The 15,365-nt window shown below is 60.8% G+C and carries 14 protein-coding genes; 7 read left to right on the top strand and 7 right to left on the bottom strand.

Annotated features, from left to right (window positions below):
- Positions 1–198 precede the first annotated feature (198 nt).
- Together ABDK06_RS06960 and ABDK06_RS06965 are read left to right on the top strand one after the other, a co-directional pair.
- Positions 199–2,247, top strand: coding sequence for an MFS transporter (locus tag ABDK06_RS06960; RefSeq protein ID WP_394940240.1), 2,049 nt, complete (start codon positions 199–201; stop codon positions 2,245–2,247).
- Complete coding sequence (locus tag ABDK06_RS06965; RefSeq protein ID WP_394940241.1) at positions 2,244–2,753, top strand: TetR/AcrR family transcriptional regulator; 510 nt, start codon at positions 2,244–2,246, stop codon at positions 2,751–2,753. Before ABDK06_RS06960 ends, ABDK06_RS06965 begins: the two co-directional genes overlap by 4 nt.
- 63 nt (positions 2,754–2,816) lie before the next feature.
- On the opposite strand, the gene ABDK06_RS06970 is transcribed toward ABDK06_RS06965, so the two are convergent.
- Complete coding sequence (locus ABDK06_RS06970) at positions 2,817–3,554, bottom strand: dienelactone hydrolase family protein (protein ID WP_394940242.1); 738 nt, start codon at positions 3,552–3,554, stop codon at positions 2,817–2,819.
- Between the two features lie 180 nt (positions 3,555–3,734).
- Between ABDK06_RS06970 and ABDK06_RS06975 the strand changes: the two genes are divergently transcribed.
- Positions 3,735–4,385 (top strand): TetR/AcrR family transcriptional regulator, encoded by a 651-nt coding sequence (locus ABDK06_RS06975; protein ID WP_394940243.1) that lies wholly within the window; start codon positions 3,735–3,737, stop codon positions 4,383–4,385.
- Here the strand turns inward: ABDK06_RS06975 and ABDK06_RS06980 are convergent.
- Together ABDK06_RS06980 and ABDK06_RS06985 are read right to left on the bottom strand one after the other, a co-directional pair.
- Positions 4,371–4,826 (bottom strand): acyl-CoA thioesterase, encoded by a 456-nt coding sequence (locus ABDK06_RS06980; RefSeq protein WP_394940244.1) that lies wholly within the window; start codon positions 4,824–4,826, stop codon positions 4,371–4,373. The genes ABDK06_RS06975 and ABDK06_RS06980 overlap by 15 nt on opposite strands.
- 96 nt (positions 4,827–4,922) lie before the next feature.
- Positions 4,923–6,044 carry an alcohol dehydrogenase catalytic domain-containing protein gene (locus ABDK06_RS06985; protein ID WP_394940245.1) on the bottom strand — a complete coding sequence of 374 codons (1,122 nt, stop codon included), beginning with the start codon at positions 6,042–6,044 and terminating at the stop codon, positions 4,923–4,925.
- A 390-nt stretch (positions 6,045–6,434) separates the two neighbouring features.
- Between ABDK06_RS06985 and ABDK06_RS06990 the strand changes: the two genes are divergently transcribed.
- Positions 6,435–6,926, top strand: a complete 492-nt coding sequence (locus ABDK06_RS06990; RefSeq protein WP_394940246.1) for an FBP domain-containing protein — start codon at positions 6,435–6,437, stop codon at positions 6,924–6,926.
- 6 nt (positions 6,927–6,932) lie between these two features.
- Here the strand turns inward: ABDK06_RS06990 and ABDK06_RS06995 are convergent, their stop codons facing one another.
- Both ABDK06_RS06995 and ABDK06_RS07000 read right to left on the bottom strand, forming a co-directional pair.
- Entirely contained in the window at positions 6,933–8,087 is a 1,155-nt protein-coding gene (locus ABDK06_RS06995; RefSeq protein ID WP_394940247.1) for a MalY/PatB family protein, read from the bottom strand.
- A gap of 41 nt (positions 8,088–8,128) precedes the next feature.
- Positions 8,129–8,692 carry an acyl-CoA thioesterase gene (locus tag ABDK06_RS07000; RefSeq protein WP_394940248.1) on the bottom strand — a complete coding sequence of 188 codons (564 nt, stop codon included), beginning with the start codon at positions 8,690–8,692 and terminating at the stop codon, positions 8,129–8,131.
- Positions 8,693–8,815: 123 nt separating this feature from the next.
- Between ABDK06_RS07000 and ABDK06_RS07005 the strand changes: the two genes are divergently transcribed.
- Complete coding sequence (locus ABDK06_RS07005; protein ID WP_394940249.1) at positions 8,816–10,258, top strand: S10 family peptidase; 1,443 nt, start codon at positions 8,816–8,818, stop codon at positions 10,256–10,258.
- Positions 10,259–10,319: 61 nt separating this feature from the next.
- On the opposite strand, the gene ABDK06_RS07010 is transcribed toward ABDK06_RS07005, so the two are convergent.
- A complete protein-coding gene (locus tag ABDK06_RS07010; protein ID WP_394940250.1) occupies positions 10,320–11,591 on the bottom strand; it encodes an MFS transporter in 1,272 nt (423 codons plus the stop codon).
- 111 nt (positions 11,592–11,702) lie between these two features.
- Here ABDK06_RS07010 and ABDK06_RS07015 point away from each other — a divergent pair, with 111 nt between their 5' ends.
- Complete coding sequence (locus tag ABDK06_RS07015; RefSeq protein ID WP_394940251.1) at positions 11,703–12,407, top strand: hypothetical protein; 705 nt, start codon at positions 11,703–11,705, stop codon at positions 12,405–12,407.
- Between the two features lie 234 nt (positions 12,408–12,641).
- Positions 12,642–14,294: an MDR family MFS transporter gene (locus ABDK06_RS07020; RefSeq protein WP_394940252.1), complete on the top strand. Its 1,653-nt coding sequence runs from the start codon at positions 12,642–12,644 to the stop codon at positions 14,292–14,294.
- Here the strand turns inward: ABDK06_RS07020 and ABDK06_RS07025 are convergent.
- Positions 14,291–15,364: a Gfo/Idh/MocA family protein gene (locus tag ABDK06_RS07025; protein WP_394940253.1), complete on the bottom strand. Its 1,074-nt coding sequence runs from the start codon at positions 15,362–15,364 to the stop codon at positions 14,291–14,293. The genes ABDK06_RS07020 and ABDK06_RS07025 overlap by 4 nt on opposite strands.
- Position 15,365: the final 1 nt, after the last annotated feature.

Here is a 15,365-nt window from a genome sequence, read left to right on the forward strand (position 1 = left end):
ACATCTGAGAGATAGACAACGATGCCATGCAACGTAAAAGACGATTTAAAGACGAACACGGTCCTCCACCCGGCAATTCTTGATCAGCTGGCGGCGAGCGAAGTAGTGCAATTCACTTCAAATTTAGTTGCCAAAGGCAAGTTAATTATGATTCACTTGACAGTGAACGCTCATTCACCCCCTACGCTAGGACCTCCTGTGCCCGCGCATTTGCAAAGCACTAAGACCATCACCGCACGTCGGCCCACCTGGCTTATCGTCACCATTCTCTGTCTCTCCGGCACTGTCGTTTCGTTGCAGCAGACCTTGATGATCCCGCTGCTCCCCGATTTTCCGAGGATTCTGCGCACCAGCCCCGACGATGTCTCCTGGCTGGTGACCGCGACCCTGCTCACCGCCGCGGTGGCAACGCCGATCGTCGCCCGAATGGCGGATATGTACGGCAAGCGACGAATGATGCTCGTCGCCATGGTGACCATGGTGATCGGCTCCATCATCTGCGCCGTCGGTGAGTCCTTCGGCTGGCTCGTCGTCGGCCGGGCTTTCCAAGGGCTCGCCGCCTCGCTCATCCCGGTGGGAATCTCGATTCTCCGCGATGAGTTGCCCAAGGAACGGGTGGCTTCCGCCGTCGCCTTGATGAGCGCCACGCTGGGCATCGGCGGCGCACTCGGGCTGCCCCTCTCCGGACTGATCTACCAGAACCTGGGCTGGGAAGCGATTTTCTGGCTCAGCACGGTAGTCGGCATCTTGCTGATCATCGGCGTGCTGGCCGTGGTCCCCGAATCGGAACTGCGCACTCACGGCCGCTTCGACTACCTCGGCGCGGTCTTGCTCTCGGTGGCGCTCACCACCCTGCTGCTGGGAATCTCCAAGGGCGGGCATTGGGGCTGGACGAGCGAGCCGGTCATCCTGCTCTTCGTCACCGCAGCGGTTTTCTTAGCCGCTTGGGTGCCCTATGAACTGCGGGTCAGCCAGCCGATGGTGGATCTGCGTACTTCAGCGCGCCGCCCTGTACTGCTGACCAATATCGCCTCGTTGCTGGTCGGCTTCTCGATGTATGCGAATATGCTCGCAACCACCCAGTTGCTGCAATTGCCAGAAGGCAGCGGCTTCGGTTTCGGATTAGCGGTCACCGTGGCTGGTTTGTGCATGGTGCCTTCGGGCTTGGCGATGGTGGCCTTTGCGCCGATCTCCGCGGGGCTGACCAAACGTTTCGGCGCTAAGACGACGCTGATCATCGGAGTCAGCGTGCTGGCGCTGTCCTATGTGGCCAGAGTCTTCCTGACCGGGGAGGTGTGGATGGTCATCTTGGGTGCCACCGCGGTCAGCGTGGGTACGGCGATCGCCTATGCCGCTATGCCGACCCTCATTATGCGGGCGGTGCCGATCACCGAGACAGCTTCGGCGAACGGCCTCAACTCTCTGCTCCGCGCGGTGGGCACCTCAACCGCGAGCGCCGTCATCGCCGCGATCCTGACCGGCCTCGTCACTCAGCACGGCGGGGTCTCGATGCCGACACTGAACGCCTTCACCACGGTATTCTGGTTGGCCGCGATCGCTGCCCTGGCAGCCATCGCCGTCGCGGTCTTCATTCCGGCGGCAAAGGCCCTGAGCACCGCAACCGGTGCGCTCAAGGTGATTCCAGGCGCTGAGACTCCGCTGAAATCCAGCACAGGAGCACTCCCCACTGTCGCCGGGGAAACCGAGTTGCAAATGGCTGATGACGAAATCGTGGTGCGCGGCATCGTGGTCGGCCCCGCTGGCAGAGCGGTGCGCAATGCCGTGGTGACGGCGCTCGATCTGGACGGCGGTCCGGCCGATTGGTGCCGCGCCGACAATGACGGCAAATACACCTTGGTCCTGCCGGGACCCGGTCATTACCTAGTGATTTCCGCTGCGGAAGGTTGGGCCCCGACGTCGCAAGTCGCCGATTTCAGCGCCGGCGAGCGTGATCGAACGATCCGGCTTTCCGAACGCCTAGCCCTCAGTGGCACAGTGCGCTCTGCCACCTTGCCACTGCCACAGGCGCTGGTCACCCTGACCAGGCCGACCGGTGAATTCGTCGACTCGGCGAGGACCGACGCCGAGGGCAATTATGAGATGCCGCTGCCGCAGACCGGCCGCTATATTCTCACCGCTCTGGCGTCCGGCGCTTCACTGGCAGCTAGCCGGCAGGTTCTGTTGACTTCGCAATCCTCGGTGGTGGATTTCGATGAGCTGCCCTCGGCAGAGCTGGTCGGATCATGAATGCCCGGGATGCCATTATTAGCGCCGCTCAGCAGCTCTTCGGCGAACAAGGCTATACCGCAGTGACCATCAAGGAGGTGGCGGCTAAAGCCGGTTATTCCCCCGCCATGGTGATGAAAACCATGGGCAGTAAAGCCCTGCTCTACGCCGCTGCAACACCCGCCGCGCCGAGCTATGAGAACTGGTCCGGAGAGCCTTTGGGGTTTCATCTGGCACGGCGCCTTGTGGAACGTCGTGAAGCCCAACACGCGGAGCCCTGGGCGATGGCAGCGATCCGGGTGCATGACGCCCCGGATAAGGAGGAAGCTCGGCGGGAAGTGCGCACCCAATACCTGGCACGGCTACGCGAGATTCTCGGCGTCCACCACCAGAAGGCAGAACTGGTGATGAGCCTGCTGATCGGTTTCGGAACCGGCATGAGGGGCCTCGGGCTGTTCTCCGAGGTTCCGCCCGAGGAGCTCATCCAGCAATACGGCGCTTTGCTTCAGCAGGTCATCGATAGTTGAAGGCCTTCGGCTCAGCAGCCAGAACTGGACGGCTGAGCCGAAGGTCTCGCTTGATCCCCTGAGCTATGCCTGAAGCTTGGTTGCCAGGAATTCCAAAGTCTTGGCCCAGGAATCCTCTGCGGCTTCCGGCCGGTAGACCCACTGGTTGGAGTCATTGAAGAAGGCATGACCGGTCTCTGGATAGACGACGGCGGTGAAATCCACACCGGCCTCCGCCATGTCTTGCTCCAACTGCGGTAATTTAACCATCAGTGGCTCATCGGTGGAGCCATAGAATGCCAGCACGGGGGCAGTGATGTTCTTCAATTCCGCGACCTTGAAATCAGCGTGACCGTAGAAAGGGACCGCTGCGGCCAGCCGAGGTTCGTGAACCGCGAGCGAGAAGGCATAGGTGCCACCGAAGCAGAATCCGGTGATAGCGACCTTCTCGGCCCTGGCCGCCAGGTAATCGAAACAGACTTTCACTCGTTCTAGGGTTTTAGCGGCAAATTCCTCGGAACGTATCGGAGCCAGCAGCTCTCGGAGCATCGGCTGCGCGGCGGCCTTCTTTTCCTGACTGATCGAAGGATCGAAAAGCAGGGCTTGAACCTCCTCCGCTCTTTCCGGGGAAAGGCCTGCATCTGAGAGCAGATCAGGAGCCAGCACTAGGTAGCCTTCCGCGGCAAATCTATCGGCGACATCCTTGGTGTGCGGAACCAGGCCCCACACTTCGTGAATCACGATGAGTGCGCCCTGAGGGGTGCCGGAAGGCTCGACGAGATATGCGGATAATTCGTTGTCCAGGGTAATCATTTCAGCCATTCTCCGATCTTCGCACCAAACACTGGAAAACAGCTATGTCTTGAGGAATCGAGAAGTCAGTGTCGCTGCTGCGCGGAAATCTCACGGTTGTTCACCGGCTGAAAACCTCCAACAAAAATAGATTCAGTTGAGTTGCTCGTGTCCGAAGTCAAGAGCCCGGGATTAGGGCAGACTTGAGCTGTGCCTCGACCCAGTACTCAAATCGCACAACGTCAGCGCCTGCTCAATGCTGCGAAGACGGTCGCCGTGCGCGAGGGGGCAACCGGGACCACACTGCGAGCCATCGCCGCCGAAGCCGAGATGGAGCCTTCGGCGGCGCTCTATTACTTCCCCAATCTGAATGCGCTGATCCGCGATCTGCAAAGCGCCACGGCCAGCGAATTCATCAGTCGGCTGGAAGCAGCCATGGCGAAACCCCACGGATCAGCGAGCGCCAAATTAGCCGCCTTGATCTATACCGGAGTCACCGGCGGACTCGATGACGATCTATCCATCGTGCTCTATGAATTCTGGAGTATGAGCATCCGCGATCCGGAGATGAAGGTCGTCGAGGACAGTCTGACCGAGAAGCAGGAATCCTTATATCTGGCGGTGATCGAGGAAGGCCTTGCTACGGGGGAGTTCCGAACCATCATTCCGGCCCAGGAGCTGGCTCATCTGCTGCTCGGCATTGAAGATGGCCTGGTGATGACGATTCTGTCCAGGACCGTCGACGCTCTGGACACCGTGCGGCAAATAGCTCTCATCGCGGAGGCCGTGCTGAATTGCAAGCTGCCCACCGAGGACTATCTGGCGGGAGAGTTCTGCCCGCGAAGCTCAGCGAAAATTTGAGTCTTCCAGCAAGCCGGACAGCATTTGTTTCTTCTCCGGGCTGAGCCGGATCAGGCGTTGCGCCGGCTCATCGAAAAGCGCCAACGTGGTCTCCGCAATAACGCATTTCACCCCGCTGACGGCGTCATAGATGGCGTAGCCGATCGTGAAGCTGGCTCCCTTCACATCACTGACCCAGATCTCGACTTTGGCCGACAGATTCCGGTAGTGCAGGGGTGAGAGGTACTTGATCCGATGCTCCACCACCAGGGCCTGGATGCCCTCGGGCAGATCAGCGAAGATCGGTTGTTCGACCTCGATGCCGGGCAGGCCAGTGCCCGCCGGAGGGCCGAATGCGTGGACCCGGGCTTCTTCCAGAATGCGCACGATCTCAACGTTGTTGATATGCCCGTAGGCATCCATATCGCCCCATCGCATGGGGATCCGAAGGCTAAGACTCATGCTCTCAGCCTATGTCGAAGCAGCGGATCGATGCGCCAGCAGGAGTTGGTAGCTCCCCGAGGGATACAGCGGCTGCTCGGTCTGCATCACAACAACTCACTCCCCGGGGATGAAAAGCCTGCGAACCACCGCGCCTGAGGCCAATGCGTCCAGGCTCTCGTTGATCTCGCTCAAAGCCTTGGTATCGGTGTGCAGCAGCTCGATCGGCAACCGACCCTCCCGCCAAAAACCCAGGTACCGCGGCACATCGCGCTCCGGCACGGCATCCCCCATATAGGAACCGAGAAGCCGCTTCCCCACCCCGGCGAATTGCAACGCCTGAACCGAGAGTTGCTGATCAGGGGCGGGCAACCCCACCGAGACCAGCGCCCCTCCTCTGGACAGCAGCCCTAAGCAGCTCTCCATCACCCGGGCGCTACCGACGGCTTCGATGGCCAGATCGACACCGCCGTCACAATGCTCCGCCACGAGTGCGGCGGCCTCGGTCGGATGAGCCACCAGCGCAGCGCCACAGCGCTGAGCAAGCTCTCTTTTGGATTCCAGTGGATCGATGGCGATCACGGTGGTCCCCGGGACCATCGCCGCCGCCATCACGGCAGCCAATCCCACCGCTCCGAGACCGAAGACGATCACCGATTGCCCGGCCTGTAAATCGGCGGTATTGAAGACGGCGCCCATCCCGGTCAGGGCGGCGCAGCCGAAGAGCGCGGCGATCTCGGCCGGAACGTCATCGTCCACCGGCACCACCGACTCTCGGGCCACCACGGCGTACTCAGCGAAAGCCGATACTCCCAGATGGTGATTGACCCGTTCTTGCTGAGCTGAGCGCAGCAAAGCCTCTCCGTGCAGCAGGTCACCGCTGCCATTGCTTTCGGCGCCTCGGTAACACAGTGCAGGCCTTCCGGCGGTGCAGGCCCGGCAAGCGCCGCAGGCCGGCACAAAGACCGTGACTACTCGCTGACCTTCGTGCAGATCGTGCACCCCGGCCCCGGTCTCCACAACGATACCCGCGGCCTCGTGCCCCAGCGCCATCGGCAAGGGCCTAGGTCGGGAGCCATTCACCACCGAGAGATCGGAATGGCACAAGCTGGCCCGCTCGATGCGGATCAGAATCTCTCCGGCCCGAGGATGCGGCACCTCCAGCTCCTCAAGGATCAGAGGCTGGCTCTGCGCATAGGGCTGACCTGCGTCAGATCGGTGTAGAACTGCAGCTCGCATTGCGCTCTTCCTCCTGAGAATTTCCAGCTCCTTGAATGGGCCACTGGCAAGAATGCTACTCTGGTGAGTGATCTGCACGAGCTTGCTCTGCTGCCGAAATCGCGGCAACGCCTGAGCTGGCAGCAGATCAAGAGTCCTTTTCTGAACGGAGTATGAGCATGCGAATCGCTGCCATAGTGAGCGAGGTGCTGGCCTTGCAGGCCTGTTTCGCTTCGAGCTCCGCGTCGAGGATCCGCTGAACCCTTCGGTAATCTTCAGTCAGTCGTCGACGCCTTGAGCCCTTAGCGTGAACCGGCTATTTTGTGCTGCACTCATTGAGTATGTCGGTCTCGCTTCACTGACTAGAAATCTCGGCTGTTTCACAAAGTTCAGCTGATTGAAGGATTCGACATGCAAAATTACACTCAAGAACAGATCCGGCGCAGCTTCATCAATGCCTCTCGCAGCGAAGTCAAAGCGATCAACTTCCCGGCCGACTTCGAACAGACTGACTGGGAGAACCTGGACTACTTGGGCTGGCGAGATGCCAAGATGCCACAGCGCGGCTATTTGATCTACCCGACCCCGGAAGGGTTGATCGGACTGCTACTGCGCGCTACCGAAGGGGGCAGCGGCAAGCTCCGCAAAGTACTCTGCGATCTGTGCCGCGACGTCCGCTGTGAGGCGGTGGTCTATCTCTACGTCGCTCGGCGGACAGGCGCTGCAGGTCGTAATGGGAACACCGTGGGAACTCTGATCTGCGCCGATTTTCAATGCTCGGCCAATGTCCGCTTCGAGCTTCCCAGCAGAGCCGAGCACCTCGACTGGCCGACCATCAGAGAACGTCAGATCTCCGGGCTGTGCGAAAGAATTGAGCTGTTCATCAGCCGAGTACGAAGCTGAAGAATCTCAAAGCGCGGAAAGCAGGGCTTTCACACCCTGCTCAAGCAGGCTCGCGGTGGTACCGAAATTGAATCTGGCAAAGCCTGTTCCGATCTCACCGCAGGCCTTTCCATCCACCATGGCCACTTTGGCCTCCCGCAGAAAGTACTCTGCGGGGCTCTCTTCGCGACCGCCCAACGGCAGGGCGCGGAAATCCAGCCAGGCCAGATAGGTGGCTTGCGGTGGAACGGCTCGCAAGCCCGGCACAGCGGCGAGCGCCTTGAAGAGGTAGTCCCGGTTGGACGCAAGCTGCACCAGCAAAGCGTCCAGCCAGGGGCCACCTGCTCGATAGGCCGCTTCCGAGGCGATGATGCCGAGCGAGGACACCCCGTGCATTCGCACCTCCGGGAGCTTGTCCCAGGCCGAGCGGTCGGCCTCGGTATGCAGGATCGCCTGGGCGCAACAGAGACCGGGGAGGTTCCAAGCCTTGGAACTGGACACCAAAGTCACCGAATGCGCCGCAGCGGTCTCGCTCACCGATGCATAAGGTATGTGTTTGCCCTGGTAGACCAACGGTGCATGGATCTCATCGGAGATGACTCGTCCGCCGTGCCGGTCAACGACCTGCGCGATCTGGTTCAGTTCGGTCTCGCTGAAAACCTTGCCCAGCGGGTTGTGCGGGTTAGTCAGCACCAGTGAGCGCCCACCGCGCAGAAAAGCCGCTTCCAAGGCCTCGAGGTCGAGCGCCCAGCCATCGCCGCTCCGCAGAATCGGTACCTCAAGACGTTCCCGCCCCATCAACTCAATGAGTTCGGAAAAGGGCATGTAGGCGGGCACCGGCAGAATCACCGGGCTACCCGGTGGGCTGAAAGCATCGATGGCCAGCTCCGCGCCGCGCAGCACCTCCGGCGTCGTCCGCACGCTCTCCGGGTCGAAGGACCAGCCGTACCGCCGCTCGCTGAAGCCCGCGAGAGCTACTGCCAGCTCTGGCTGAGCAGACGGCGGATAACCGAACATCTCCCGCCCCACAGCCTGTTGCAGAGCACTAGTCACCACTTCCGCGGCGGGAAAATCCATCTCCGCCACCCACGCCGGAAAGACGTCAGTGGGATACGCGTTCCATTTAATGCCACCACGGATTCGCAAAGACGTCGGCGTCGGCGAAGAGAAATCGAAGCTCATTCAGGCCATCTTACGGGCCACTCTGGAACTTCCGTCAGTGCTTAGCCCTTCGGCAGCAAGCTGGACCAGTTAAAAGGCGCGGGCTTCCTGGTACCCGGAAGCGAAACATCCGAACGCCAGCCGTGCAGCCACTCCGGCAGCACCAGATCGGCGGGTGGCTGACCGATCACTTCGAAGAGCTCCTGGTTGGTCACGGGCTTACCACCGCCCACCACCCGCATCGCCATAAAGGCCCTGACATAGATCTCGCCGCTGACTACCATGCACTGCTCGAAGTACATCGCCCGATCATCGAAGCCGATCAGCCGGGATTCCATGGTGTAGCGCTGCCACATCTTGAGGGATTTGCGGAAGGAGATCGTCTCCGCGCTCATCACCGGCCTCCAGCCCTTCTGCTGGAGCTTTTTCCAGATGCCCGAGCGAATCATCAGATCAACCCGGCCCAGGTCCATCAGCGAAAAGTACCTACCATTATTGACATGCCCGTAGAGGTCGATATCAGCGGGCCAGGCTCGCAGCTTGATCGAGGAATGTCCCCATAGGCTCAGCGGAGTGCGGCGATAGGAGAGAAAGAGGTGCAGGAGGGTCCTGAAGAGCAAGTGCATGAGGCTATGTTACTGAGTAGTAGTAAAAAGTGCAGCACCCTCCCTGCCCCGCCGTTAGGGTGCTGAGTTTCCTCGGCGCTCAAAGCACTGCAAATTTTCGTCAGAACGCCTAAGCTCGAAGACATGGCTGAGCAGCAGAGCGTATCAGAAAAAGAATCCGTCGAGCCCGAGGTGAGCGACGACTTCGTCAGTCGGGAGCACGAGCTGGACGGCCTGCACTACACCTCGACGGCTGGTCGGCTGGTGCTCCGCATAGAGGAGAGCAAAGACGGCAAGAACGAGGGTTTCAAGGCTAAAGCGGAGATCTTCGTGACCTCCTATATTGCCGAATCCGAGCAGAACAGGCCGGTGGTCTTTGCCTTCAACGGAGGCCCAGGATCAAGCTCTGTCTGGCTACACCTGGGCTTGCTCGGCCCTCGCCTGGTCGATTCTGGCGACGTCGGCGCGCTGACCCCGCCGCCTTACGGTCTGCTGGACAACCACGACAGCATTCTCAAGCACGCCGATCTGGTGATGATCGACCCGGTGAGCACAGGTTTTTCCCGGGTGGTCAAGGGCGGCAAGGACGATGAATTCCACGCTTTCGTTGAAGACCGCGATCTAGTCGCCGAGGTGATCAGGCTCTGGACCACCCGGAACAACCGCTGGCTCTCCGCCAAGTACCTGGTCGGCGAGTCCTACGGCACGCTACGAGCGGTGGCCGTGGCGGCCAGGCTCTTTGACACCTATGGCATGGCGGTCAATGGCCTGGGGTTGATCTCCACGGTCCTCAATATGTCCACTCTGGACTTCGCCCCGGGCTCCGACGTCCCGTACGCGCTGCATGTTCCGACGTATGCCGCGATCGCGCATTTCCACGGCCGTCATCCGGGTCGCGAGCTCAGAGAGGTGGTGGCCGAGGCCGAGGAGTTCGCCGCCAAGGACTTCGGTTATGCGCTCAGCCAGGGTTCCAGGTTGGACCAGGCCACCTACGACGACGTCGTCCGCAAACTCGCCGCTCTCACCACACTGAGCGAAGACTTCGTGCGGCGCAGCGATCTGCGCTGGGACTACTCTGAGTTCTCAGCCGAGCTCTTGCGCGAGAAGGGCCTCACCGTGGGCCGGATCGATGGCCGCTTCACCCAGCTGAACCTGCGAGGTCAAGCCTCGATCAATTGGGATGACCCCTCGCTCAACGCGATCAACGGCCCGTATGCCGCAGCTGTGAATCACTACATCCGTTCCGAGCTGGGCTATCACAACGACCTGCCCTACGAGATCCTGACCGGACGAGTGCAACCCTGGAGCTACAAGACCTTCGAGGGCAGGCCGATCGAGGTCACCGAGGATCTGGAAAGACTGCTCAACTACAATCAGGACCTGCGGGTGCACGTGGACTACGGCTATCACGACGGCGCCACTCCGCATTTCGCTGCGGAATATGTCTGGGCTCATCTGAAGATCAGCCCGGAGGCCCGTGCGCGGTTCAGCCATCACTATCACCAGGCGGGTCACATGATGTATTTGAACCCGCAGTGCCGCCAGGATCAGCTCGCAGCACTCGCGGAGTTCGTCCAGAATCAGTAGCCGGCTAGGCCCGGTTGACCCACGGCACTTGGCCCACGGCGCAGCCTCGCGACCGGCGTCCCTAGTTCACGCCCTTGATCTTCACGACGAAGACCGCACCGAGCAGACCGATCACTCCAGCCACGATATAGAGCGTGAGGTAGCCGCCGAGATAAGCCACGAAGGGGAAAGCGATCAATGGCGCCAGAACCTGAGGAAGTGAATTCGCCACATTGATCACGCCCAGGTCCCTGCCCCTGCTCACCGCTGCCGGAAGCACCTGGGTCAGCAGAGCCATATCCACCGCCAAATAGGCGCCATAGCCGATGCCGAGAATCGCGGCACCGACAATGGCTCCGGTCCACGTGGGGAAGAACGCGAGCACCAAAGAGGCCACAGCGATCACCGCCGAGGAGGCGATGACGAAAGGCTTGCGGCGCCCCACCCTATCCGTCCAGGCTCCGCCGATGGCCGCGGTGACAATGGTCAGAATCGCGTAGATACCGGTGAGCACCAGCACTCCAAAAGCCGGGTCGGCGTAGCCGACCTCGTCCGTCAGGAAGAACAAGAGGTAAAGAGTGCAAATGTGATTACCCAGCTGGACCAGGAACCTGGTGAGCCAGGCCCAGCCGAAATCCGGGTACTTCCGGGGGCTGATCCAGAATCCGCTCAGGAACCCCCGCCAGGAAAAGGCGGGGCGGTCTGCTTTACTGAGCTTTTCATCGGATCCCCGCAGCACATAGAGCAGAACCCCGAGCAGCAGAGCCACCGCGCAGATCAGATAACCGAGAGCGAAATTCCGTCCGGCAACCGCTCCGATTCCTGCTCCCACCAGGATTCCTGCCACGGTGCCCATCGAAAACAGTCCGCCGATCACGCCACGTTGCGGCACCGGGACTCGATCCGGAACAGCCGCCGTGATAGCAGCCAATGCGCCATTGCAACCGAGCTGCACCAGGCACCACAGCAGGGTCATCGCCGCGACGCTCGGCGCCACAGTCAAACCGAGTAAGGCGATCATGCCCAGCACCGCGCCGATGAAGACCCAGGGCACCCGGCGTCCGAACCGTGAGGTCGTGCTATCCGAGAAAGCTCCGAACAGGGGGTTTGCCACCAGCGAGACAGCGGCTCCGGCCCCGGTCACCAAAGCCAGAATCGCCTCTTTCTGGCCTTCGTCGAAAGACGCGGCCTGAGTGCCGAGCAGTACCTGAATTGGACCAAAAAACGCTGCGTTGATCCCGACGTTGACCAGCACCACAGCAGTGGTCCACAGCGGACCGACCCGCAAGCGCGGCTCGGCGAGCGCCGGGGGAAGCGCCGCAAGATCATCGGCACTAGCTTGATACTGTGTCATGGCCCTTTGTCTCTGTGCGTTCCTGTGTACTGCGCCAAAGCCTCACTGTGGGGAAATCGGCCCGGTAACGTTGACTTAGCCTATCGAATCCACAGTTGAAAGGAGAGCGCCGTGCGGATACCGATTATTCTCGGTCACCGAACGCGCCTCGCCCTGTCGCTCGGCTGCGTCTTGCTACTCGCTGCCTGCGCTCCCGATCCAGCTGCTTCCGACGGCGGCTGGGCGCCATTCGGTGATGCCTCGGGCAATCCATCTGCCAGTCCGTCCGCCAGTGTCAAGGACCGCAAAGGGACCGATAACTCACCGGCCACGCCGCGCAGTGACTTCACCTTGCCCTCTTCCTCAGGAACCATCAGACCCGATGCCACGGGGATGCTGCAGAAGAAAGTGGGAGAGCTGGCTGGCGTGGTGGCCAGCGAGAACTCCGGCGTCCGATTGGTCAACTTCAGCGTCGCCTCGATCAAGGCTGACTACCATTGCGAAGTGCCCGGCACCGTGAAGCCCGCCAATGGGCATTTCATCGCCGTGGAGCTGTGGATCGAAACCACCGCGGAACTCGCCAATTCAAAGGACCCGTACTTCGGCGTCAGTGCCAAGGACTTCGATCTGCAAGCCCCCGATGGCACCCAGGTCACCTCACCCCTGGATACCTACCCGGCCCACGCCTGTCTGGACAACGGCCTGGGACTTCCCGCGAAGATCCCGCCGTCCCAACGAATCCGAGGATTGTTGGTACTCGATTCACCGATCAACTCGGGCGCGCTCATCCTCTCGCAGAAGAACACCGAAGGGCCGGGCTGGATCTGGCGGTTCTGAAAAGTTTCTGAGCCCTTCCGATCGGCTCCGGCAACGGCGTCTCCGGCGAGACTTTCAAAAATTTAACGCGGGATGCGGTAAAGATCACTTTATTTTTAACGACAAGCAGCCACTCCAGGCATATACTTGTTTCACGAAAGCAACTAATTTTACGGGTACCGGGGGTATCCCTGAGCTCAGACACGGAGCAAAACTATGTCACATGCGATGACATCAACATCGAGCAAGCGACGAATGCCAGAGGCTGGACAGGCCTACACCCACCGGCAGATCATGACCGTTCTGGTCGGTCTGCTGCTGGGTATGTTCCTCGCCGCCCTGGATCAGACCATCGTCTCCAGTTCCATTTACACCATTTCCAATGACCTCAATGGGCTCTCCCTGCAGGCCTGGGCCACCACCGCCTATTTGATCACTTCCACGGTGAGTACCCCGCTGTACGGCAAGCTTTCCGACATCTTCGGCCGCCGCCCGCTCTATGTGATTGCGATCAGCATCTTCCTGGCTGGCTCGATTTACGCGGGCTTCGTGCACTCGATGGGCGAGTTGGCCTTTGCCCGTGGCATCCAGGGTCTGGGTGCTGGCGGCCTGATGTCCCTCGGCCTTGCCATCATCGGCGATATCGTGCCGCTCAAGGATCGCGGAAAGTACCAGGGCTACTTCATGTCCGTCTTCGGTATCTCCTCGGTGCTCGGCCCGGTGGTCGGCGGCTTCTTCGCCGGATCTTCGCAGATCCTCTGGCTCGAAGGCTGGCGCTGGGTGTTCCTGATCAATGTGCCGATCGCCTTGGCCGCCCTCGTGGTGGTCTGGATCTTCCTGCATCTGCCCAAGAAAGAGGGAATTCGGCAGAAGGTCGACTACTGGGGAGCCGCGAGCATCACACTGGCTCTCGTGCCCTTGCTGATCATCGCCGAGCAGGGCCGCGAATGGGGCTGGACCTCGGGTGCCGCTTTCCTCTGCTACGGCTTGGGCGCACTCGGCATCGTGGCGTTCATCCTGGCGGAGAAGATGGCCGGCGACTCAGCCCTGATCCCCCTGCGGTTCTTCAAGATTCCGGCTTTCGGGGTGTCCGCCTTGCTGAACTTCATCATCGGCATCGGCATGTTCGGTGCGATCGCCATGCTGCCGATGTATTTGCAGCTTGTCGCGGGTTTGACGCCGACCGAGGCTGGACTGCTGATGATCACCTTCACGGTGGGCATTTTGGCCGGCTCGATCACCAGCGGACAGGTCATCTCGAAAACCGGCACCTACCGGATCTTCCCGATCCTGGGCACCTTGATTCTGGCTGTTTCCGCACTGGCCATGGGTTTGCTGCTGGGAGTGGACACCTCCCTGCTGGTTCCGGGCGGGATCGCCATCGCCTTCGGCCTCGGCCTCGGCTTCTGCATGCAGCCCCTCACGCTGTCCATGCAGTTCGCGGTGCCGCCGAAGGATATGGGCGTGGCGACGTCGACCGCTACCTTCTTCCGCTCGATGGGCGGCACCGTGGGCACCGCGGTGTTCATCTCGATGCTCTTCTCCACCGCACAGGACAAGATCGCCACCCTACTGGGTGATGCGATGAAGAACCCGAGTTATGCGGGCATGTTCAAGGATCCCGCCATTGTGCAGAATCCCGATAATAAGGGCTTCCTGGACTTCATCAAGAACGCGCAGAGCGGTGGCAGCAGCAATCTGAATGACACTTCCTGGTTGCATGACGCAAATAAGGATCTCACTCAGCCGATCCGAGACGGCTTCGCCCAGTCAATCGACTTGGTGATGCTGAGCGCGGCGATCCTGGTCGCCGTCGCCTTCCTGGTGACCTTCTTCTTGCCCAAGAAGAAGATCACCGATCCGAAGGAAGCAGCAGCCGCTCAAGAAGAAGCGGCCGTAGCTCTCTAGAAACCGTTCTGGGCTCGGACTTCTTCAATAACCCGAAGCGCCGCCACCGCGTCGAGAGGATCGACCGGGGGCGGCGTTCCGGTTTTAAGGGATTGCGCCAGCAGCGCATAAAAAGCCGGGAAGTCACCCCGTTCGGTCTCGATCCTGCGAGTCTCACCGGTCCTGCCCAGCAAGCCCCAGCTCTCTTCGGGGTCAACACCGTATCGCTCGTCGCCGGGCAGGATCCCGTCAATGATCTGCGCTTCCTGAAGATCGCCGTGCTCCTTGAGGTAACCAGCTTCGCTACCGAGCACCCGGAGCCGCGGGGCGAATTGAGCCACTGAGAGATTCATACTCAGATGAGATCGCACACCGTTGGCGTGGTGCAGGGCAATGAAGACGTCATCGTCACTGGGTTCCTGCGCACGGCGCGCATTCAGCTCTCCGTAGACGTGCTGCACCGGGCCAAACAGCAGTAGGGCTTGATCAATCAAATGAGTGCCCAGATCGAAGAGGATTCCGCCACCGGCTTTAGCCTCGGCCTTCCAGCCCTTGCTAATCGTTGGTGCCCAGCGCTCCATGCTCGATTCAAAGCGATAGACCTCGCCCAGGGCACCTTGTGCGAGCAGTTTCTGCAAGGTGAGGAACTCGCCGTCCCAGCGTCGATTTTGAAATACCGTGAGAAGCTTGCCGAGGCGTTCCGCCTTGGCAATGAGTTCCAAGCCCTCAGCGCTAGTGGGCGTGAAGGGCTTATCCACTACGACCGAGCTGCCAGCTTCGAGCGCGGCCGAGGCCAAACGGACATGGGTCTCCGGCGGAGTGGCCAGGACGACCAGATCGAGCTCTGCGAAGGGCAGTTCCTCAAAGGAGGCCACGGCTTTAGTCCCGGGGTACCTGGAACTGAGCTCGGCCTGCTTCTGCGGATCGCTCGTCACGATCGAGTGCAGCCGGAAATCAGGATCGGCCGCGATGGCGGGAGCGTGGAAGACGCTGCCCGCTAAGCCGTAACCGACAAGGGCGATATTGATCGCCTGTCCGGACGGCAGGGGTGAGACACGTTTGGTTGGCTGCTCGAGCAGCGGATCAGTCATG

The sequence above is a fragment of the Psychromicrobium ferritrahens genome, from assembly GCF_043789415.1.
Classification (GTDB): domain Bacteria; phylum Actinomycetota; class Actinomycetes; order Actinomycetales; family Micrococcaceae; genus Renibacterium.